Origin of the sequence: Pseudomonas sp. NGC7 (assembly GCF_047159675.1) — a bacterium.
Classification (GTDB): domain Bacteria; phylum Pseudomonadota; class Gammaproteobacteria; order Pseudomonadales; family Pseudomonadaceae; genus Aquipseudomonas; species Aquipseudomonas kermanshahensis.
The window spans coordinates 4,217,556-4,239,020 of record NZ_BAAFZY010000001.1 but is presented as its reverse complement, the minus strand read 5'-3'; the positions used below and the strand labels follow the sequence as shown (position 1 = coordinate 4,239,020).

Annotated in this window: 14 protein-coding genes and 2 pseudogenes; 7 read left to right on the top strand and 9 right to left on the bottom strand. The window is 63.4% G+C overall.

Going from position 1 to position 21,465, the window contains the following annotated elements; translation table 11 throughout:
- Positions 1-3: 3 nt before the first annotated feature.
- From ACMCNM_RS18870 to ACMCNM_RS18855, 4 genes and pseudogenes are all read right to left on the bottom strand, one after another.
- Positions 4-951, bottom strand: coding sequence for a FecR domain-containing protein (locus tag ACMCNM_RS18870; RefSeq protein ID WP_412765157.1), 948 nt, complete (start codon positions 949-951; stop codon positions 4-6).
- 2 nt (positions 952-953) lie between these two features.
- Positions 954-1,484 (bottom strand): sigma-70 family RNA polymerase sigma factor, encoded by a 531-nt coding sequence (locus tag ACMCNM_RS18865; protein ID WP_412765156.1) that lies wholly within the window; start codon positions 1,482-1,484, stop codon positions 954-956.
- A gap of 97 nt (positions 1,485-1,581) precedes the next feature.
- Positions 1,582-4,374 carry an amino acid adenylation domain-containing protein gene (locus tag ACMCNM_RS18860; protein ID WP_412765155.1) on the bottom strand — a complete coding sequence of 931 codons (2,793 nt, stop codon included), beginning with the start codon at positions 4,372-4,374 and terminating at the stop codon, positions 1,582-1,584.
- A 222-nt stretch (positions 4,375-4,596) separates the two neighbouring features.
- A pseudogene (locus ACMCNM_RS18855) lies at positions 4,597-4,761 on the bottom strand (helix-turn-helix domain-containing protein); the annotation flags it as partial.
- A 1-nt stretch (position 4,762) separates the two neighbouring features.
- Here ACMCNM_RS18855 and ACMCNM_RS18850 point away from each other — a divergent pair.
- Positions 4,763-4,906: pseudogene (locus ACMCNM_RS18850) on the top strand (transporter); the annotation flags it as partial.
- Between the two features lie 230 nt (positions 4,907-5,136).
- Here the strand turns inward: ACMCNM_RS18850 and ACMCNM_RS18845 are convergent.
- Positions 5,137-5,835: a pirin family protein gene (locus tag ACMCNM_RS18845; protein WP_027596211.1), complete on the bottom strand. Its 699-nt coding sequence runs from the start codon at positions 5,833-5,835 to the stop codon at positions 5,137-5,139.
- A 221-nt stretch (positions 5,836-6,056) separates the two neighbouring features.
- On the opposite strand from ACMCNM_RS18845, the gene ACMCNM_RS18840 reads away from it, so the two are divergent.
- Positions 6,057-8,528, top strand: coding sequence for a UvrD-helicase domain-containing protein (locus ACMCNM_RS18840; RefSeq protein WP_412765938.1), 2,472 nt, complete (start codon positions 6,057-6,059; stop codon positions 8,526-8,528).
- A gap of 7 nt (positions 8,529-8,535) precedes the next feature.
- Here the strand turns inward: ACMCNM_RS18840 and ACMCNM_RS18835 are convergent, their stop codons facing one another.
- Positions 8,536-13,416 carry an NEL-type E3 ubiquitin ligase domain-containing protein gene (locus tag ACMCNM_RS18835; RefSeq protein WP_412765154.1) on the bottom strand — a complete coding sequence of 1,627 codons (4,881 nt, stop codon included), beginning with the start codon at positions 13,414-13,416 and terminating at the stop codon, positions 8,536-8,538.
- A 185-nt stretch (positions 13,417-13,601) separates the two neighbouring features.
- Here ACMCNM_RS18835 and ACMCNM_RS18830 point away from each other — a divergent pair, with 185 nt between their 5' ends.
- The 3 genes from ACMCNM_RS18830 (at position 13,602) to ACMCNM_RS18820 (ending at position 16,316) form a co-directional block, all read left to right on the top strand.
- Positions 13,602-14,528 carry an alpha/beta fold hydrolase gene (locus ACMCNM_RS18830; protein ID WP_186703201.1) on the top strand — a complete coding sequence of 309 codons (927 nt, stop codon included), beginning with the start codon at positions 13,602-13,604 and terminating at the stop codon, positions 14,526-14,528.
- Positions 14,529-14,594: 66 nt separating this feature from the next.
- Positions 14,595-15,014, top strand: a complete 420-nt coding sequence (locus tag ACMCNM_RS18825) for a VOC family protein (protein WP_412765153.1) — start codon at positions 14,595-14,597, stop codon at positions 15,012-15,014.
- A 411-nt stretch (positions 15,015-15,425) separates the two neighbouring features.
- Complete coding sequence (locus ACMCNM_RS18820; RefSeq protein WP_412765152.1) at positions 15,426-16,316, top strand: sterol desaturase family protein; 891 nt, start codon at positions 15,426-15,428, stop codon at positions 16,314-16,316.
- Here ACMCNM_RS18820 and ACMCNM_RS18815 read toward each other — a convergent pair.
- Complete coding sequence (locus tag ACMCNM_RS18815) at positions 16,299-16,982, bottom strand: helix-turn-helix domain-containing protein (RefSeq protein ID WP_412765151.1); 684 nt, start codon at positions 16,980-16,982, stop codon at positions 16,299-16,301. The genes ACMCNM_RS18820 and ACMCNM_RS18815 overlap by 18 nt on opposite strands.
- A gap of 199 nt (positions 16,983-17,181) precedes the next feature.
- Here ACMCNM_RS18815 and ACMCNM_RS18810 point away from each other — a divergent pair, with 199 nt between their 5' ends.
- The gene (locus ACMCNM_RS18810; protein ID WP_412765150.1) at positions 17,182-18,861 is read left to right on the top strand and encodes an MFS transporter; all 1,680 of its coding nucleotides are present in this window, start codon (positions 17,182-17,184) and stop codon (positions 18,859-18,861) included.
- Between the two features lie 133 nt (positions 18,862-18,994).
- Here ACMCNM_RS18810 and ACMCNM_RS18805 read toward each other — a convergent pair whose 3' ends face one another.
- On the bottom strand, positions 18,995-19,564 hold the full coding sequence (locus tag ACMCNM_RS18805; RefSeq protein ID WP_186703197.1) for a hypothetical protein: 570 nt from the start codon (positions 19,562-19,564) through the stop codon (positions 18,995-18,997).
- Between the two features lie 85 nt (positions 19,565-19,649).
- A complete protein-coding gene (locus tag ACMCNM_RS18800; protein WP_027596218.1) occupies positions 19,650-20,036 on the bottom strand; it encodes a VOC family protein in 387 nt (128 codons plus the stop codon).
- Between the two features lie 500 nt (positions 20,037-20,536).
- On the opposite strand from ACMCNM_RS18800, the gene ACMCNM_RS18795 reads away from it, so the two are divergent.
- Complete coding sequence (locus ACMCNM_RS18795; protein WP_027596219.1) at positions 20,537-21,442, top strand: LysR family transcriptional regulator; 906 nt, start codon at positions 20,537-20,539, stop codon at positions 21,440-21,442.
- The last annotated feature ends 23 nt before the right edge of the window (positions 21,443-21,465 follow it).

The following is a 21,465-nucleotide window of genomic DNA, read 5'->3' as shown; positions in this document are numbered from 1 at the left end:
TTTTTATGCGGCGGTGACGGTGACCCAGTAGCGGGTGCGGGCCTGCACCTGCACCGGCAGGGACGTGGTCAGCGCCCGCAGTATCTGGTCGGTGTCATTGAGCCGGTAGGTGCCGCTGATGCGCAGGCCGGCCACCGAGGGCGCGCAGCGCAGCCAACCGGGCCGATAGCGCGCGAGGTCGTTGATGAAGGTGTCGAGGCGCTGGTCGTTCACGATTAGCAAGCCGCGGCTCCAGGCGTCTGCGGCACTGGCCAAGGCCTGCACGGCAGAAAAGCCCTGGCCATTGAACTGGCAGGCCTGGCCGCTTTTGAGCGCCATTGCCTGGCCAGCGGCAAGCACCACGCGTGCCTGTTGGCCAAACACCTCGAGCTTGCCGGCGTCGTCCAGCAACCGCACGGAAAAGCGGCTGTGGCCAGCCTCTACGGTGCCGTGCCGGGTCATCACGCTGCAGCGTTGCTGCGCGGGCACCTCGACCATGATTTCGCCTTGGCGCAGCCGCACCGACGGCTGTTCGCCGGTCTCGTCGATGTCAACGGAGGAGGCGGTGTTGAGCAGCACCCTGCTGCCGTTTTTCAAGGTCAGCCAGCGCTGTTCGCCCACGCCACTGCGCACGTCTGGCAACAGCGGCGCGTGCTGCATTTCGCGATAGCTGCCCAGGCCCAGGGCACTGCCCCCAAGCAACACCAGGCCGGCCTTGACCACGCGGCGGCGGGAGGCGTGGCGGCCGTGTGCGGCCACGGCCAACACCCGCGTGGTGGCTGGGGCATGGGGCGTACTCATGCGTGTCTGCAAACGCTCGGCTTGCTGCCAGGCCCAGGCATTGACCGGCGCAGCGTTCAGCCACGCCTGCCAGGCACTGTACTCACTGGGCTGCGCCTCACCGCTGTTGAGCTGGCTGTACCAGTGCGCGGCCTGGCGCAGGGCCGCGAGTTGCTCGGTACTCAGGGCCATGCTCACTGGCCGTGCGTCAGGCTGTAGATCATGCAGTGCTCGGCCGCCTTGGCAACGTAGCGGCGCACCGTCACTTCAGAGATGCCCAACTGGGTGGCGATGTGTTTGTAGGGCAGGCCATCGACCTGCGAAAGCAAGAACGCCTCACGCACCTTGGTGCCGAGCGCTGCCAGCATCGCATCGAGCTCGAACAAGGTCTGCAGCAGGGCAACACGCTGTTCTGCCGAGATGTCCAACGCTTCGGGTTGCTCGGCCAGTACCTGCAACCAGGCCCGTTCCAAGTGCACGCGGCGCAGGTGGTCGATCATCAGGCGACGGGCGATGGTGGCCAAGTAGCCCTTGGGTTCACGTACCGCTTCGAGCTTGGCCGCAGCGTCGGCGGCCGACATCACCCGAACGAACACGTCCTGGACCAGGTCTGCGGCCAGGTGGGTGCAGTTGACCCGGGGTTTCAGCCAACCGTGCAACCACTTGCTCTGCGCGCGGTAGAGCTGGGTGACTTGGGTGTTGAGGGCTACGTCCGGGGTGCTCATCCATGCCGCCTGAAAGAGTTGCAAATGTTAATGGTTCGCATTTTATGCAAACTGTTTCAGGCTTGGCAATGACCCGCGGGCCGACAGGGTTACCCCTTCAAGGGGAGGTCGCGCGTTCCACGGCCTGTGCCCCACGCGTCTTGCGCCGCCCGCTAACGCGTGTAATGACTCGCCGGGTCAGCGTGTTCCAGCAGTACGTCACCAGCACGCCACCGACAAGGGCCAAGGCCACCGCGAACAACGGCTGATCGACGATGCGCCGTGCCAGCGACTGGAACTGGAAGTGCGTCAGGTAGATGAACAAGGTGGACGAGGCGATCATCGCGCCCGCTCTGGCGATCACGCCCGGCACGGGCACGGACCGGAACCAGATCAAGGCCAGCATCGCCGGCAGGGCGATATCGATGTAACGGGCAAACGCCTGCCAGCCGAGACCTGCAAGGGCCACCAGGTCGAGCTCGGCAATCAGCAGCAGCGCCACCGCACTGGCGACCGCTTTGCGCAGCGTCGTATCGGCGTAGTGAATGGCCATGCCCAGCACCATCACGGCCAGGTAATGCTGAGGTACCCGGTTGAGCAGGGCTGTGGTGTCGAACACGAAGCGGCTGAGCAGCACATCCGCCGCCACCAGTGCGCACGAGGCCATGACCAGGCAGGGGAACGGGTTGGCGATGATCGCCTTGCGCACACGCTTGATCGACAACACGACACCGAGGATCAGCAGCATCTGCACCAACACTTCGATGTACCAGTAATTGAACACGCCGACCTTGTCGGGCGGGAACCAGTTGGAGATCAACAGCAGTGATTGCCAGTGGACTCGGTCGAACACCGCCTGCACCAGTACTGTGTACAGAATCGTCGGCACCGCGATGGCGGCTAGCGACTTGAGCAGCATGCGCGCATCGCCGCGCTCATCGATGGCCTTGAACTGGAACCTGGCCAGGCTGATGCCGGAGATCAGGAACAGCACCGACGTCTCGCCTGCAATGCGCCACTCGGAAAACACATTCAAATGCCCGACGACAATCAGCAAAATGGCGACCATGCGCAGGAACACCGGCACTTCCATGACCCGCATCGACCACGTGTTGGCCGGGGTGCCTGGTTCGGCCAGGTCGGCCAGGTCCTGTACCGGGATCATTTCCCAGCGATCCGGCAAGTGGCCAATCAGCGCTTCGAGCACCATCGAGGCGCGGACGAAGGACAGCGAGTCGCCGCCGAGCTCCACGAAGGTGAGGCGGGCATCGATGTGCGGAGCCTGCAGTATCTGCGCCCAGGCCTCGGTCAGTTTCAACGCCAGCGGTGACAGCGCCTGCGGGGTGCTGGAGGCGCTGTCATCGAAAGCCGCAGGCAAGGCGCGCTTGTCGATCTTGCCGTTGGGCGTGAGCGGAATGCTCGGCACGAACAGGAACATCGCCGGCACCATGTAGTCCGGCAGCATGCCTGCGATGGCCTGGCGCAGTTCAGCGGTCGCTATGGGCTGATCGGCGACGCAATAGGCGACCAGCCTGACACTTGCGTTGTCATGGTTGGCCAGCACCACGCATTGCTTGATGCGCGGCTGTCGAGTGATGGCGTTTTCGATCTCCGCCAGTTCGATGCGATGGCCGCGGATTTTCACCTGGCTGTCGCCGCGCCCTAAAAAAGTGGCGCTGCCATCGGCCAGGTAAGTGCCCAGGTCGCCGGTGCGGTAGCAGCGGTCGGCCGGGGCGCCGGTGAACGGGTTTACCACGAACTTTTCCTGGGTCAGTGCCGGGTCGCCCCAATACCCCAGCGACAGGTAGGGGCTGCGGATCAGGATTTCCCCGACTTCGCCGGCTTCGACCAGATGGTTGGCTTCGTTGACGAGCAACAGTTGCGCGCCGCCTATGCCTTTGCCCAACGGGATTTTGCTGTTGTCCGCGTGCGGGTCAAGCACGTGGAAGGCCATGGCCTGTGGTGTTTCGGTGGTGCCGTAGAAGTTCACGCTGGTGGCGTGTGGTGCAATCGCACACATCTGCTGGTACAGCGTAGGGATGAGCGCATCGCCGCCCCAGAACAGGTAACGCAAGCGTTCGAACAGCAGCCCGTTCATCCGTGCGCCGGTTTCGATCAGTTTGCCCAAAGGCGGCGTCAGGTGGATGACGGACACGCCGTGGTCGTGTATCCACGCAGCCAGGCGCGACGGGTCGGTCAGGGTGGACTGGGCCGGGCAGATGAGGGTGGCGCCAATCGACAGTGGCGTGAATACATCGCGGTAAACCGGGTCGTGGCCCAGGCCGGATAGCAGCGAAAAGCGGTCCTCCTGGGTAAAACCATGCTGCTGCACGTGCCAGTCGACGAAGTGCACCAGTGGCGCATGATGGGTGACGATGCCCTTCGGTTCGCCAGTGCTGCCCGAGGTGAAGGTGATGTAGGCCGGCTGAGCAGGGCTCACTGCGGGCAGGGGCGCTGGCTGGCTGGCGAAGTGTTGCAGGGCATCGGCGGGGGCGTACGGCACGTTCACGCAGTGCGCATGGCCAGGTTCGACCTCGGCGTCGCCACAGCGCAATACAAAGGCAGGTTCGAGGGTGCGGATGATCTGGCCGATACGTGCAGCCGGGTACGCGGCGTCGGCAACGGTAAAGGTCAGCCCGGCGCGCAAGGCGCCGAGCATGGCATAGACCAGCGCCGCGCCGCGAGTTGCGACAATCACTACCCGATCGGCACCGATGGCGCCATTTTCGAGCAGGTACGTGGCGATGCCCTGGCTGATCTGCTCAAGTTGTCGATAGCTGCAGGTGGCTTCGTGGGCAATGATCGCGATTGCCTCGGGCGAGCGACTCGCCTGCTCCACAAAGGCCTGGAAGATCGGCCGTTCGGCACGGTACTCAAGGCTCAGCGTCGGGTTCGGGCGCAGATCCGGCATGTTGTGTGTTCGCTCCGCATGAACGGCAAGTGGCTGGCTGGATAGCACAACGCTAGTGCAGGGCAGCGAATGGCGCCAATACGCTTGCGGTATTTGCGTGGGCGCTGAAATGTTGGGGCCGCTTTGCGGCCCATCGCGGCGCAAGGCCGCTCCCACAGGGGGATGCGTTCTGTTGTAGGAGCGGCCTTGCGCCGCGATGGGCTGCCAAGCAGCCCCAAATGCTCAGGGCTTACCGGCCACGCTCTCGCCGGGTGCCTTTTTCAGCCGATAAACCAGGGCAGGGCGGGTCATGCCGAGCAGCCGCGCCGCTTCCGAAACGTCTTGCCGGCAGCGTGCCACGGCCTCTTGCATCAGCGCCTCCTCGACGGCATCCAGGCCGGTGCCGCTCAAAGGGCGCAGCTTTGCCATCGGGCCGTCGATCAAGTACAGCGGCGAGGGAGGGTGGTTTGTGACAGCGAAATGGTCGAAGGAAACCGAAGTGCGTAACCGCGCCCCGACAAGCCAACTCCTACAGGTACAACGCCGACTTTGAGGCTGGCGTTATTCCTGTGGGAGCAACTGTCTTGCGCAATTTCTAAAAATTGACGTGGGAGCGGGCTTGCCCCGCGAACACCGGCGAAGCCGGTGCCATGCACCTCGTAGCCCCATTCGCGGGACAAGTCGGATCGCCGCACCGCCGCTCCGGGCAGAACTGTGTAGCCTCCAAGTCTAGAGCCGCATCTGTGTGGCTTGCCTGCGATGAGGCCAGAGCAGGCAATAGATTCAGGCGACATCCACCAGCACGATCTCGCTGTCCTCGATGGCCGTCACCCGCAACACGTCCTCTTGCTCGATCGCCACCCCATCGCGCGCTTTGGCCTGCAGGCCGTTGACCTCTACCAATCCCTTGGCCGGCACCAGGTAACCACGGCGCCCGGCATCGAAGCGGTATTCGGCGCTTTCACCTGCACGCAGGGTCGCGGCCACCAGCCGGGCATCGGTGCGAATCTGCAAACTGTCTTCGTCACCTTCACGCCCGCTGGCCAGGGTCACGAAGCCTTCGCCACGCTCGCCTGTGGGGAAAGGGCGGGTACCCCAGGTCGGCGCATCGCCCACTCGCTCAGGCACTACCCAGATCTGGAAAATCCGCGTATCGACGTCCTCCAGGTTGTACTCGCTGTGCACGATGCCGGAGCCTGCACTCATCACCTGCACGTCACCCGCTTCGGTACGACCTTTGTTGCCCAGGCTGTCCTGGTGGGTGATCGCGCCTTCACGGACATAGGTGATGATTTCCATGTCACGGTGCGGGTGCGGCGGGAAACCGCTGCCGGCGGCGATCAGGTCATCGTTCCAGACCCGCAAGTTGCCCCAGTGCATGCGAGCAGGATCATAGTACTCGGCAAACGAGAAATGGTGGTGGGCATCAAGCCAGCCGTGGTTGGCGTGGCCGAGGCTTTCGAACGGTCGCAGTTGCAGCATGGTCGTGCTCCTTGAATCAGTGGAATGACGCCATGATGCGACAAAGAAAGATCGAAAATAAGCGTAAATATCGACTTATAACAATCGAATTGATAGATCTGTAAGGCTGCGAATTTTTATCCGTTTCATCGCCTAATCCACTGATCTGCAAGCATTCGCTGGTGATTTTCAGTGGATGCGGCGAACATGGCACGCTGATTTTGTATTCCATCGGAGTGACCGTGGCCCACGAGCATCCCCAGGCGCCTGCCGACCTGACCCCACCTGCCCAGTTACCGTGGTTTCGCCGCCTGGCCGCCCGCCTTTTGGGGCGGGGCCTGACCCGCTTGCAAGCCCAGCATCGCGACTCCTGGTTCCTCGGCCACGCCATAGGCCAGCGCAGTGGCCATGCCGACGGGTTGCGCGAAGGCTTCGAGCGCGGGCGTGTGGAAGGGTACGAGGCGGGGCGCCAGGTGCTGGTCATCCGCGATACCCGCCCTGACACCGCCGCCGTACCCGGCCAGGACGACAACCTCTTTGACGATTGGCGCCTGCCGTTGACCGCCGAATTGAAGAAGCGCTTCAAGGCCGATGTGGCCCAGCGCTTGCCTGCCGAGGCGCAACCCAGTGCGGCCCAGTGGAAGCTGATTTTCAGCGACACGCCGTCCACCTGTGTGGTGGCGGGGGCAGGGGCGGGCAAGTCCACCTCGCTGGTGTTGCGCATTCTGCTGCTGCGCCATTACCTGGGCTACGAGCTGGACGCGATGACCGTGGTCACCTTCACCCGCGAATCGCGCAAAGACTTCATCAAACGCCTGCTGCAGGTGTTCGCCCTGTGGCAGATCGACCTGCAGCCCGCGCTGGCCCGCGAGCTGGTACGCACCTTCCATTCGCGCATCTTGCCGCTGGTGCGCAGCCTGCCAGGCTTTGGCCAGGTGCGCGCGTTCGAGACACTGGGCAACGAGATGCCGGCGGGCCGCGAGGCCGAAGCTGAGAGCAACCTGTTCGACCTGCGTCTGAACGATGCACAGCGCCAACAACTGAACCTCTGCTACAGCACCTTGCTGGGCGATAACCCGCGCTTTGCCGAACTCATTGGCCTGCTGCGCAGCGAAGCGTTGCAGCTCAAGCCGGTGGACCCTAACCACCCGGACGTGCAAAAGCGTGCGCAGGTGACCCAGTTGGCCGCCCAGCGCGACGAAGAGCTGTGCGATGTCATCGAAGACCTGTGGTTCGCCGCAGGCGCTTGGCCGATCAAAGGCATCGAGCCGTGCCGCGACACGGTCGAAATCCGTGGCAGCCGTTTCCATGTGCATGGCCGCCTTGAGGGGCAGGGGCCTTGGGTGGTGTTGGGTTTCGACCCCGCGGAAAGCGCCCAGTACCAGCGCCCCGGCGCCAAGCTGGCGGTGCGCGCCGAGTGGGCGGTCAAGCGCACCCTGCTGCAGGCCTTCTGCGACAAACCACTGATCTGGCTGGACAACTACGCCGCCGCGCGGCGCTTGGCTGCCTCCCTGGCCGGTGATGCGGTGGCTGGCCCCGGCTTCGAGTACAAGGTCAAGGGCGAACTGGCCCCGGCACCGCTGCTCGATGCCTTTGTCGGTGCCGCCAACTTCATCGAGAACCTGGGGCTTGACGTGAACAGCGCCGTGGCGGCGATGAGCTTCCCGGCAGGCGACAGCGACGGCCTGTTCTTCGAAGCTTTGGCGCTGTACTGGAAGGCCCTGGAGGCGCACCTGCTGGACCAGTCGCCGCCGGTGATGAGCTACAACCGCATGTTTGCCCTGTTTGGCGAGAACAACCCGGAAAATCTGCAACTGCTGCCCGACCCATTGCTCAGGCCCCTGGCGCATTTGATGATCGATGAGTTCCAGGACGTTTCGCCGCAAATCGTCAGTTGGCTGCGTGCCTGCCTTGCCGAGATCCGCCGGCGTGGGCCGTCGATGCACACCGGCCGTAATGCCCAGCATTCGTCGCTGTTGTGCGTGGGTGACGACTGGCAATCGATCTATGGCTGGCGCGGCAGTTCGCCGAAGTACTTCATGGAATTCACCAAGGCCTTTGTGTCACCGGCCAACACGCGGGTGATGATGGTCGAGAACTACCGGTGCCAGCAGCTGGTCATCGATGCGGCGGAATTTCTGGTCAAAGGCACGCCCGCGATCACCGGCAAGAAGGCCCGCGCCAGTGGCCCGGCAGCCGAGTTGCCGGGCTCGCCGGTCAAGGTGTTCGACCGCGACGAGGCCGCGCTGGGCGAGACCCTGATCGAGCATTATCAACGGGGTGAGACGGTGATGATGCTGTACCGCAAGGGCAGCGACAAAGCCCTGATGAACGACCACCTGCAGGCCGTGCTGCACGCTGAGGCAGCACTGCCGGCCGAGCAACGCCGGCTGCGGCAGTTGACCTACCACAGCGCCAAAGGCTTGCAGGCCGATGCGGTGTTCATGCTTGGTGACTGCCAGTACCTGACCAGCTCGCCTTACAAGAACCAGGTCTATCGCCTGGCCGGCCTAGGTAAGGCCGGTGATGCCCAGGCATTCGATACCGCGCAGAAGGAAGAAGTACAGCGCTTGGCCTATGTTGCGGTCACGCGTGCGGTCAGGCACTGCTACTGGCACGTGGAAGCGGCCAACAGTGAAGCGCCGGCGGCGCCGCGTGCCTCGAGCCAGGTAGATGGCCGGCAGGCCTTCTTCGAAGACCTGCGTGGCCAATGAGTGCTGCTTAACCGCCCAGGGTTTGCGCCTGTCGGGTGAGGCTGGCCAGCAGGCCCGCTTCCACCGCTTGCTGTTCAGCGGTCAATGCACGCATGGCGCGGTCGAACTGCCCATCGTTGAGTGGCACGCGGTGAAGGTTGCCTTGCTCGTCCACGGGCGAGGCTGGCAGGGCTTCGATCAACGCACGTATCACCGAACTGTCCAGACGGGTAACGGCTTCCTGGGTCTCATCCAGGCAGTAGAAGAGGTAGTCGTGGCCCTGTCGCCAGAAGTCGGTGAGCAACGTGAACTGTGCGGCATACTCGCGCTTTAGGTAGCTTACCCACCCCGGCTGTTCGATAAGCCATTGCAGCCGGGCATTGGTGTCGGCGTCCAGGGCGAGTACGGCGGCCTCGACCCTGTCGATGATGACCTGGTTGACTTGGGCCGTGTCACGGTAGCGCATGCCGTGGCTAGGCTCGGGAAAGCCCAGCGGCCCGGCCAGGGATTGGCGCAAGGCCAGGCGAAGCTCGATATCGTCCACCAGGCCGTTTTGCAATTCGCCGTCGGGAAACGCTGCGGGGTCATCAAGCACATCGTGAGGCGGCAGTGCTTCGTCGAATTCATGGTTTTGCAGCGCCTGTTTGCGTAGCGACCGGCGGACACTGATGCGGTCAGCCAACTGGTTGACCTGATCGCGCCGGTACAGCTTCCGATACAGCGCCAGCAACTCGCCAGGGCGAGTACCGGCGCCGCCCGCCGCCTCGTAAGCCAGCACTTCGATCTCCAGGGCACTGAAGGCGTCGGCCCCGGCATCCCCGCAGGTGGGCGGGAAGTCTTGGGCCACCGTGTTCAGGCGTTCGCGCAGCGCACTGTCCCCAGCCGCTTTTTCCAGCAACGCCCAGACACGGTTGCGCAGGCTCTGCGCATCGCGCTGTGCTTCAGCGGATTGGCTCAGGCGTTCCAGGACACCTTGCAGGTCGTTGTTCTCCCCCTGCTCGAACAGATCGCGCCACAGTTGCTCTTGGGCGTCGCTCGCCGGGTTGCGCCACAGCGCTTGCCACTCGGGCATCGCCCCCGCGTGTTCAAAAACGTTGACACCGCTGTCACCCAGGCGTGTACGTGTTTCGGCCTCCAGGTTGTTGTAGTTGAACAGCCAGCGGCGTTCAGGCAAACGCGCTGAGACATCACGGGCAAACGGTGTACGTAGTACCCCAGGCAGGTCGGGCACGTTGCGGATGCGATTGTAAGACAGGTCAAGGTAGCGCAGCCGATACTGTGGCTGGCTCATCAGGGTGGTCAGGCCTTCGGGCCATTGCTGCAAGTCGCAGCGGTGCAGGTTGAGGTGGCTGAGGCGGGCCATGAAGCGCAGGTCGGGGGCGACTTGTAGCGGGTTGAAATCCAGGTGTAACACCTGAGGGTGGACCATGTCCTGGAAGCGTGCGGCAAGCCTTTGATCCAAGGTGATGTGGTTGTCCCCAAGGCCCAGTGCGTCCAGGCGCAGGCGGGTCAGAAATTGCAAACTGGCGTCATCCAGTTCCAGAAAGTTACTGCGCAAATTGAGTATGCGCAGGCCCGGCATCGCGCCAATGGCTTGCCGAGCCGCAGGCGTGAGAGCCCGCAGGGCATTGCCGGTCAGGTTCAGATCGCGCAGCCGGGGGGCGGACCGCAGCGCCTCGAACAAGGCTTCGGCATTCATGTGCGGATTGTTGGTCACGTCCAATGCCTGCAGGTGAGGGAAGTTGGCCAGGAAAGCGCCTTCCAGGCGCTCCAGGCGCAAGCCGTCGAGCCTCAATTCATGAATATGCGGCATGGCGGCAGTCAGGGTTGGCAGCTCGCGCAAGCGAATACGCTCCAGCCATAACAGGTTGCGTTGTTCACCGCCCTCACGGCGGCAGGCGCTCATCAGGCGCTCGGCGCATTGCTGGCGGTTTCGGCGGTCTTCCAAGTCGTGCGCGTTCTCGATCCAGCGGCCCAGATCACGGTCCAGGCTGCGCTGCTCAGCTTCCAAGCGGTTGATCGTTGTGCCCAGGTCGCCGGCCTCTGCCAGCTCGGATTGCAATGCGCTGATTTGCGCAGTATCGAGTTCTGGATATAGCGCCCGCAAACGACGCGCTGCCGCCCCTGTTTGACCACGGCCACTGAGCGGGTAACCGAGCCTGCCATTGGCCAGGCGCATGGGCGAGCGGAACCCCGGTTTGATCGGTTGCTGACCCAGCAGGGCGGCACAGTGCTGCCGATCGGCAAGCGCGATCTCGAACCGTTCGGCCGCAGTGGCCAATGGGTGTTCGGCGTGCAAGGCCTGTTGCAATCGTTCACTGTCTGCATTGGCCAGGCTGTGCCGGTACAGCCCGATGAGGGCTCGGTCCAGCCTGGCGCGAGCTTGCAGCAATCGGGCTTCTTCGCCGATGCGCAGGGGCACTCGGCCTGCGGCCAGGCGCTGACGTTCAATGCTGTTGGCATGGTCGAGGATTTCGTCGAGGGCGCTGTCCGGCAGGCCTGGGAACTGGCGGGCAAGGGCCTGCGCTGCTGGGCTCTGCGGTTGACGATGGCCTTGCTGCAAACTGTCGAATATCGCCCCGCGGCGGTTGGCCAGGTGCTCAGCAAGCGTGTCGTTCAGTACCGAGGCGCGTTGAGCGTGCGGGGTATCGCCAAGCATCGATTGCACCGTGGGCTCATCCATCTGCGCCAACACCGTCTGGCTCAGTGCGCCACTGTCGAGGTCGGCGCGGGTGATCTCGATCTCAATCTGCCCCGGTGAGACGGGCGGCCCGTAGCGCACTGCCTTGCCCCACGGCTCTGGGCCTTCGAAGACTTTGAGCACGTGATCCTGCGGCCACTTCGGCAGGTTGAGCAGTTCGGGCAGGGCATAGTTTTTGTGGGCCGCGAGCGGTAGGCCGTGGCGTACGTGTTCTATGAGAGTGCCCACTTCGTTGTCCAGTTGCAGGCGCAGCAGCGTGTCGACCAGCAATGCTGGGGGGCGTACGCCAGCAGCATGGGCACGGCGCAGGCTGGCCGTGTCGGTGCCGGTGCTGCGTAGGGCGGTGAGTAATTGCGCATCGTCCAGCCCGTGGCTGCGATGGCCGAGACGGCGCAGCAGCTGTATGTCGTCCCATTCGTGAGTATGTTCATGGGCCAGCTGCCAGCGGCCGTCGCCGATCGGCCGCACGTGCGGCGCATAAGCCTGAGGGGAGTCGGGGTGACGCACGCGCCAGTGCTGTTCAGGGTCCTGGAACACTTCATACAGGGTGCCCTCCAGCGCCACGTAGGCCTTGCCCTGGTGTTGGTGAAGCCCGAGTGCATCGGGCTTTGCACCTTCGGCAAGCACCACACTGCTGGCATACGGCGCCATGTTTGGGTGCCACAGCAGTTCGCGGTCTTCCTGCCACACTGCCTTCAGCGCATCGACGAAACCGGACGCCTGGATGACCTTGGCGCCGGCGGCGAACCCGGCGAGCACTGCGGCATTGATGGCCAACGATTGCACCTGCTGCAGCGCCTGCGCGGTGTCGCCTTCCTCCCAGGCTTCGAAACCGGTGAACACCGAACTCATCAGGTCATAGGCAAATACCCCGAGCATGGCGGTGTTCAACCCTGGGACGAAGAACGCGGCGACGTTGAGTACGTTCATGCCCAGTTCGAACCAGTGTTGCAGGCGCGCGTTACGCGCTTTGGCGTCAACTTCGGCGGTGGGCACAGCGATGGTTTTGGCGTCGGCCTTCATGCGTGCCAGGTGCGCTCTGTACAGCGTCGGCCAGGGCGCATTGCCCAAGGGCGAAGGGGTAACGTGCAAAAGCGGATTGCTGCGCAGCCTGCGGTTGCCGGCCGCATCCACCTCGAACAGCGCGTGCTCCAGTTTGGCCGTCAGTTCCACTTGCCGGTCTTTATAGGCGAACTGCAGCAACGCACGGCGGAATTCGCTGCGCTGCAACCGGTGCCGCAGGTGCTGCCCGACCGCCTGGACCGAAGCAAACTCGCGCACCGAGTGCACGCTGTCGTCCGGGATGTAGAGGATGCAAGGGTTGCTCTGATTTGGGGCATCAGGCCCGATAAGCAGGATTTCGTGCAGAGGAATATCGAACAGGCTGAAACGCCAGCACTGCAGCCTGTGCTCACCATAGGTCGGTGCGGTGACATTGCTGCACAGTTGCATCAGCGCGGTGCGCCCGCGTTCGCTCAGCAGGCCCTTGAGCCAGGCAACCTGCGCCTGCACCCGCAAGCACTCGCGGCTCGCCTGAATCGACAAGCGCTCGACTTCCAGCCGGTTCGCGCCTTCATGGGTAGACTTAAGGTGGCCTTGGTACTGTTGGCCCAGGTCCAGCGCCCGGCACTGCTGAACGAAACTGGCCATGGTCAGGCCCTGCAAGGGTGACTCATCGCCGGCGCCGCGGGTCAGCCGGCTATAGGCACCGACTTCCGTGAGGCCCTCGAAGTTGTGCAGGGCGGCTTCCAACAAGCTGCGCGGTTGCGGCGCGCCGACGGGGCGGGTAGCGAGCACGTCTATCGGCTGCTCCGGTACCAACGGGTATTGTGGGTCGGGCACGCCGACCCATGGGTTGCTGATGGGCTCGAAGGGCTGGAACACATACTGTGCCTGGTCCACCGCCACGTTCAGGCCTAGGCGCTCGGTCAGCAGCGGTCGGCAGAATTCGATGATGCCTTTGAAGCCGGGCAATGCCTGGCGGAGCTGGGCGAGGCAGGTGTTACGGGTCTCGACAAGCAGTCGCAGTTGCTGGCGCTGCTCGGGTTCGGCGCTGGCGTACCAGCTGTAAGGCGTGCCATCGGCCGCCAGGTAATCCTTGCGTACCCGCTGCACGACGCGTTCGGCATGGCCGGGGTGCAGGGCTTTGCTCCATAGCGGCAGCGTGCGCGTGATCTGCGCGTGATGTAAGGGTGGAGTGCTTGTCATGGTACCGACCTCTTGAGCAGGGAGGCGGTAGTCGACCCTCATCCGTGTGCCGGGGTGCGGTAGATAATTGCCGGCAGCGGTCGGTCTCGCGCATGTACGGGTCGGTGAGGGGCCAACAGTGCAGGTGCATCTGCGAGAGGGTGGGGTAGGCCATGGCGGCCGGTTTGCAGCCAAGGGGAGCTTCTATGCGTTCGCTGTGCGGTCCCAAGGATCATTTGCTTGACCTCGACGGTATTGAAATAGCGGTACGCACTTGGGGGCCGGAAGACGGTATCCCGGTGCTGGCCTTGCATGGGTGGTTGGACAACGCCGCCTCGTTCGATCGGCTCGGGCCGTTGCTCGACGGCTGTTTCGTGGTGGCGCCGGACTTGGTCGGCCATGGCCGCTCCAGCCATCGGCGCCACGACAGCGGCTATTACCTCTGGGAGCATGCCGAGGATATGCTGGCGGTGGTTGACAGCCTGGGCCTGGCGCACTTCCATGTGCTGGCCCACGGTATGGGCAGCGGCATCGCCTCGTTGCTTGCCGCCCTGTCCAGCGGCATTTCCAGCATGACCTTCCTCGATGGCATGGGCGCGCCGTTCACGGTCGCGGAGGATGACCGCGTGCAGCATCTGGCGCGCTCCTACCGGCTTAAACGGATGGTCCAGCGCAGCCAGCTACAGGGTTTTGGCGAACCCGACGCGAGCCGCTTCGACACGATTGAAGCGGCCTTGCAGCAGCGCCGCCAGCGCCTGGACGGCGAGCTGTCGGAGGACGCTGCGCGGTTGCTGGCCCGTCGTGACCTGCTGCAGGTAGGCGACGGCTATTGCTGGCGCCACGATCCACGCTTGGTGCTGCCCGAACCCATGCCGTTGACCGAGCGCGAAGCCTGTGACCTGCTCAGCCAGATCCAATGCCCGCTGTACCTGATGTTCGGCCGACAAGGGGCCTTTAGCGGCAATGCGTACGCCCAGCGTGAAGCGGCTTTGCCTGGCCATGCGCGGGTTTCATGGCACCCTGGCGGGCACCATTTCCACCTTGAGGCACCGGACCGGGCGTTGGTCGATCAGTTGCTGCGGCTGCTGGCACGTCATGAAGGTGGCCAGTTACAGCGCTTGGTCAATGAGTAGCGAGCACGCCGAATAGTGGGCTATGGTGGCGTCTGACCTGCGCACACGCCACAAGGAGTCCCCGGCATGCGACCGTTCGCCATCAAGCACATCGACCACCTCGTCCTGCGGGTCAGCGACCTGCCACGCAGCCTCGCCTTTTATGTGGACGTGCTGGGCTGCACGGTCAGCAAGGTGCGTGAAGACCTGGGCATGGTCCACCTGGCGACGGGCACTGCCATGATCGACCTGGTCACGCTGGACGGTGTGCTGGGGCAGCCGGGTGGCGCCGCGCCGGGCGCAGAGGGGCGTAACCTGCATCATTTGTGCCTGCGTATCGAGCCCTTCGATGAGCCGGCATTGGCCGCTTACCTGCGCGCTGCGGGTGTAACGGTGGAGCCTGCCGAGAAACGCTACGGCGCCGAAGGCGAAGGGCCGTCGTTGTACTGCTTCGACCCCGATGGCAACCAGGTCGAGCTCAAAGGGCCGGTGCTGGAGGCGTCATGACGGGTTTGCAGACGCACGAGCACTGGATCGCCACGACTTAAGGCACGCTGTTCGCCCAAGAGTGGTCGCCGTTGCAGGCGCAGGGTGCCCCCATCATTCGCGGACCATAATGACGAGTTCGGCTCCCAGTCTCACCCCGAGCGCCTTGTCGCGCTTACGTCGGGCCCCGGCGTGTTGCGGCTGATACCGGGCTGTGGGCATGTGCCACACCGGAAACAGGCTGATGGGGTGTTGGCAGAAATCGGGCGCTTTCTGCGGTAAATTCCAGGTCAGAGGTTGCGGGCCCCATTACAGCCGCTTCCCTTTGCCTGATCTTCAATAATGTACACAGTGCGCATCTGCGCCGTTCGTTCAAGCGCTCCCCCGGCACTTGCCTAAACACTGGCGGCTCCAACTTTCCTGGAGTCGCTCATGCGTACCCTCTATGCCCCGGTCTTTTTGTTCGGTTTCATCAGCGCCGCACTCTGGCTCGTCGCCAGTCATGCCAGCCCCTTATGGTTGCTCCTGCTGCTGGCCGCTGCTGTCGGGCTGTCCTTCACCTGTGAACGGTTGTTCCCGTACAAGCCAGCCTGGAACCAACCTCAAGGCGAGGGCAGCCGAGATCTTTGCCATGCCCTGGTCAACGAATGCCTCAACATCGGCAGTGTGGCGACCATTCCGTTGCTGGCCGGTTGGCTACCGATGACGGGCCTGTGGCCTGCGCAGTGGCCGCTTGCGTTGCAGTTGCTGCTGGCCATCGCCGTGGCCGACCTGGGGATTACCTTGGTGCACTACGCCAGCCACCGCAGCCCATTGCTCTGGCGTTTGCATGCGGTGCACCACAGTGTGACCCGTCTGTACGGTTTCAATGGCTTGATGAAACACCCCCTGCACCAACTGCTTGAAGCCCTGGCGGGCACGCTGCCGTTGTTGTTGGTCGGCCTGCCTTGGGACGTGGCTTTGTTGCTGGCTTTCAGCGTGTCTATCCAATTGCTGCTGCAGCACAGCAATGTGGACATGCGCATCGGCTGGCTGCGCCATGTGTTCGCCTGGGCGCCAGTGCATCGGCTGCACCACTTGAAGTATGGCAGCGCCGGCGACGTCAACTTCGCGCTGTTCTTCCCGCTGTGGGATCGCCTGCTCGGTACGGCCCTGTACCTGCCGGGCTATGCGCTGGCGGACGATGACATGGGCATTGGCGACCGCCCCGATTACCCGCAGGCCTATCTCGCTCAATTGCGTGAGCCGTGGGCCGAAGGCGACGCCCAGCCGCCGGCGGTACTGCCTGCGGCACTGCGCACGGCGTTAGGCAAGCGGTCGTAAGCGCAATTGGCGCAGTGCGGTGCTGGGGCTGAGCCCGAACTGGCGGCGGACGCTACGCGCGAAGTGCGCAGAGTCGGCAAACCCCGCGGCCAATGCGGCGTCTGTGAGGCTGACGCCGCTTAGTGCCAGGCGCAACGCCACGCGCAGGCGCTGCCACAGCACCAGACGACGGACCGACAATTTAAGTGCGCCGCTGAACAGCCGCTCCAGTTGGCTGATCGATAAGGCCGCGGTATTTGCCAGCTCACGTGCCGAAAGCGCCTGTTCGTCCAGGGCACGCACACGTTGCAGCGCTTTCGCCAGGCGAGGGTCCAGGGCCCGGCGCGGCCATTGCCGCAGGCATTCGGCCAGGCGCTGAGGGTTGTTATCGGCTTGCCGGCAAGCCTGGCCAAGGTCGGCCAGGTCGAAGGCAAGTGGCTCGGCGAAGAGCGTCAGGCAAGGCACGCCCTGGCTGATGATCGCATGCGGTTGCTGCGAAGGGATCATGACGAGCGCGCCGCTGTGGTACTGATCGCCAAGCTGTACCTCGACCTCGCCGTCGAGGGCGACCAGCACCTGATGGGCATAGTGGACATGGCTGTCGGTAGTGCCGAGGGTACTCACCAGCAGGCAATGATCACTGCCCAGCCAGATCTCGCCTTGCCAGCCTATTGTCCGTTCGCTCATGCATCCCCCTGTGGCCGCTCGCCATCAAGCGAGTGGATATCCCAGCAAAGCCGATTATGCTTCAGATACCTTGCTGCGATTCGAGGCGGCCTGCCTCGTCGTGCTTCGCGCAACCAATGCAAGCCCTAGGGCCTGGGTGCGACGGTGAAATGGGTGTGAGGTACTCCGGCCTGCGATAACAACAAGACGGAGGCAACCCATGGCGGTTCTCGACAGCGCATCCACGGGCAGTAGCGCGCCCCAACGCGGTATCACCCGGGAGGAGCGCAAGGTCATCTTCGCATCATCCTTGGGCACGGTGTTCGAATGGTACGACTTTTACCTGTACGGCTCACTGGCCGCGATCATCGCCAAGCACTTCTTTGCCGGCGTCAATGAAACCACCTCGTTCATCTTCGCCCTCTTGGCGTTTGCCGCAGGCTTTGCCGTGCGGCCGTTCGGGGCCATTGTGTTCGGCCGCCTCGGTGACTTGATCGGGCGCAAGCACACCTTCCTGATCACCATCGTCATCATGGGCCTGTCTACCGCGCTGGTCGGGCTGTTGCCCAGCTATGCCTCGATTGGCGTGGCGGCGCCGGTCATCCTGATCAGCCTGCGCCTGCTGCAGGGCCTGGCACTGGGCGGGGAATACGGGGGCGCGGCGACCTATGTGGCCGAACATGCACCCAAGGGCCGGCGTGGCTTCTTTACCGCCTGGATCCAGACCACCGCGACCCTGGGGCTGTTCCTGTCGCTGCTGGTGATCCTGGCCTGCCGCACGGCCATGGGCACCGAGGCGTTCGAGGCGTGGGGCTGGCGCATTCCGTTCTTGCTGTCGATCCTGCTGTTGGCTATTTCGGTGTACATCCGCATGCAGCTCAACGAGTCGCCGGTGTTCTTGAAGATGAAGGCCGAGGGCAAGGCGTCCAAGGCGCCGTTGACCGAGTCGTTCGCCCGTTGGGAAAACCTCAAGGTGGTGATCATGTCGCTGCTTGGCGGCACCGCCGGCCAGGCGGTGGTGTGGTACACCGGGCAGTTCTATGCGCTGTTCTTCCTGTTGCAGACGCTCAAGATCGACCCGCAGACTGCCAACTTGCTCATCGCAGGTTCGCTGCTGATCGGCACGCCGTTCTTCATCATCTTTGGCAGCCTGTCGGACCGTATCGGCCGCAAGAAGATCATCATGGCCGGTTGCATCATCGCCGCGCTGACCTACTTCCCGATCTTCAAGGCGCTGACCGAGTACGGCAACCCGGACGTATTCGTCGCCCAGGAGCAGAACCCGGTCGTGGTAGTGGCTGACCCTGGCCAGTGCGCGTTCCAGTTCGACCCGGTGGGCAAGGCCAAATTCACCAGCTCCTGCGACATCGCCAAGAGCCTGCTGGCCAAGCGGGCGATCCCGTATTCGAACGAGAAGGCCGAGCCCGGCAGCGTGGCGCAGATCCGTATTGGCGAGCGGGTTATCCCGAGCTTTGATGGCCGCAGCCTGGCCGCAGCCGACCTCAAGACGCAGAGCGATGCTTTTACCGCCACCCTCGTCGGGGCGCTGAAGGAGGCGGGCTACCCCGAGAAGGCTGACCCGGCGAAGATTCACTACCCGATGGTGCTGTTGCTGCTGACCATCCTGGTGATCTACGTGACCATGGTCTATGGGCCGATTGCGGCCTGGCTGGTCGAGCTGTTCCCGGCGCGCATCCGCTACACCTCGATGTCGTTGCCGTACCACATTGGCAACGGTTGGTTCGGCGGCTTCCTGCCGACTGTGGCGTTTGCCATGGTGGCGGCGACCGGGGATATCTACTACGGCTTGTGGTACCCGATCGTGATTGCGCTGATGACGGCGGTGCTGGGGATCTTCTTCATGCCGGAGACCAAGGACCGCGATATCAGCCACACCTGAGTCAGGCCATGAAACCCGTGTAGGAGCAGCCTTGTGCTGCGAAGAGGCCGGTGATAACAACGAAGATCTTCGCTGCTATCCCCGGCCTCTTCGCAGCACAAGGCTGCGCCTACCGAAGCGTGCATGACCTGCCTCAGTCAAAATACCCTCGCAGGGTAAAGGCGTACCCGGTGTCCACCCCGGTGGCTTCCCCGCGGCTCCAGCGCTTCTTCAACACGAACTCGAACGCCGGCTCGTACAACCCGTCCCGCACCACCGCACCGCCGAGCACCTCCACGTCATACCAGCCGTTGTCCAGCTCGATGATCGGCCGCCCAGGCGCCTGGTAGCGTGCCAATAGATCACCGAGGGCCTTGTTGGTGAAGTGCTGCAGGATGCGCCAGGTGTACAGCATCAACGCGCGGTGCTCAACGCGCAGTACGTAGCCGGAACGCTGATGCTTCAGGCGGCTACCCGGCTCGCGCAGGGCAGGGGTGTGGCCATCGAGGGTGAAGATGATCCGGTAGGGCAGGTTATCGATGCCGGCAATGGGCAGTACCACACCTTCGCGCACCGCCTTGTCACCGCTGTCGTCATGGGTGAATGCGTGGGCCAAGTCGTCCGCCAAATCGTTCTCTTGCTTAAAACGCTCGAGCAACTGAATGTCGCCGACCAGGAAGTAATCGATCAGGTCGTTGAGGACCTCACTGAATTCGTGGCGCATTTGTTTTCCTTGTTGGCTGCGCAAGTAAGCAAAGGCAACTATAGCGGAGGGCGGGCCACGCGTGCCCGCCAGGCGGGGGTGACCGCTAGTGTTTCTGTGCGATCTGGATCAGGTTGCCGCAGGTGTCGTCGAACACGGCCACGGTCACTGGCCCTGCGGCGGTTGGCGGTTGAGTGAACTGCACGCCGGCCGCGCACAGACGGGTGTATTCAGCCTGGATGTCGCGCACGCCGAACGAGGTGACGGGGATGCCGTCCTGCTTGAGCGCAGCCTTGTACACTTTGGCCGCAGGGTGGGCATCAGGCTCCAGCAGCAGCTCGACGCCGTTTGGCTCGTGGGGTGAGGTGAGGGTAAGCCAGCGGTGCCGGCCCAGGGGGATGTCATGTTTGGGCATGAAACCGAGCACGTAGTGATAGAAAGCCAAGGCCTTGGCCTGGTCGTCGACAAGAATACTGGTGACAACGATCTTCATAGGCGCACACCGTTTTTTGGGACTTGTCCACTTTCATTAAAGACCTTTTGGGCAGCGCCGGGGTTCATTTCAGTGTGTAGGGGCTGGGGCATTTCCCGGTGGGTATGGGCGCAAGCAGGTTGTAGCTTGAATGGGCAGTTCACATAAACCGGAGAAATGACCATGCAAGATGAACCGAAGAACGAATCGCCATCCCTTGATCACCTCGAGCACGTGGAGGAAGTGGTAACTCAGAAAACCGTATCGTGGCGTACCCGAGGTGCAGCCCCTGTAGTCGGCGCGCCTTGTGCACCAGGCTACAAGCGCGTCGGTGACGAGTGCGTGTTAGCGAACATTCCCTTTGAGTGAGCCGCGTAACGGGGGGCGCATGGCGCCCCCCACTAAAAAACATGCTCAAGCCATAGGTAAATCCTTCATCACCCAATCCCCCGGCAGCCAGGCGCCACGTTAAAGTGACAGGCAAAATACCAGCGCGCCCAGGCGGCGCCGGAGAGGTGCCTGTGGCTTCTTATACCTTGCGACAACTCAAGTATTTCGTCACCACCGTGGAGGCCGGTAGCGTCGCCGAGGCCTCGCGCCAGCTGTACATCGCCCAGCCGTCGATTTCTACGGCCATCAAGAGCCTGGAAGAAAGCTTTGGCGTGCAGCTGTTCATCCGCCACCACGCCCAAGGTGTGTCGCTGACGCCCAGCGGCAAGCGCTTCTACGCCAAGACCAAATCGCTGCTGCAGATGGCCCATGAGTTCGAGCAGAACGCCTTGGCCGACAACGACACCGTGGCTGGGCAAATCGACATCGGCTGTTTCGAGACAGTGGCGCCACTGTACCTGCCGCGCCTGATCGCCGGCTTTCGCGAACGCTACCCAGGCGTCGACATCCGCCTGCGCGATGGCGAGCAGCAGGACCTGATCCAGGGCCTGACCGCCGGCACCTTCGACCTGGCGTTTCTCTACGACCACGACCTGGACGGCACCATCGAGGCCGAGCCGCTGATGCCGCCGCAAAAACCCTATGTACTGTTGCCCGAAAAGCACCGCTTTGCCGGGCAAAGCCAAGTCTCGCTGCGCGATCTCTGCCCCGAGCCGATGATTTTGCTGGACGTGGCGCCCAGCCGGACCTACTTCGTCAGCTTGTTCAACGAAATGGGCCTTACCCCGAACATCGTCTTCAGCTCACCGTCGATCGAGATGGTGCGCGGGATGGTGGGGCAGGGGTTCGGTTTTTCGCTGTTGGTGACCCGCCCACATTCGGAATGCACCTATGACGGGCAGCGCTTGGCGATGGTCGATATCGCCGAACCTGTGGCGCTGTCGGGGCTGGCGGCAGCCCGCTTGAAGCGGGTTCAGTTGACCAAACCGGCACAACTGTTCGTCGAGTTTTGCCGGGAAGAACTGGCCAAGTTCTAATGCCTGCCGTCGGCCTGACCTTG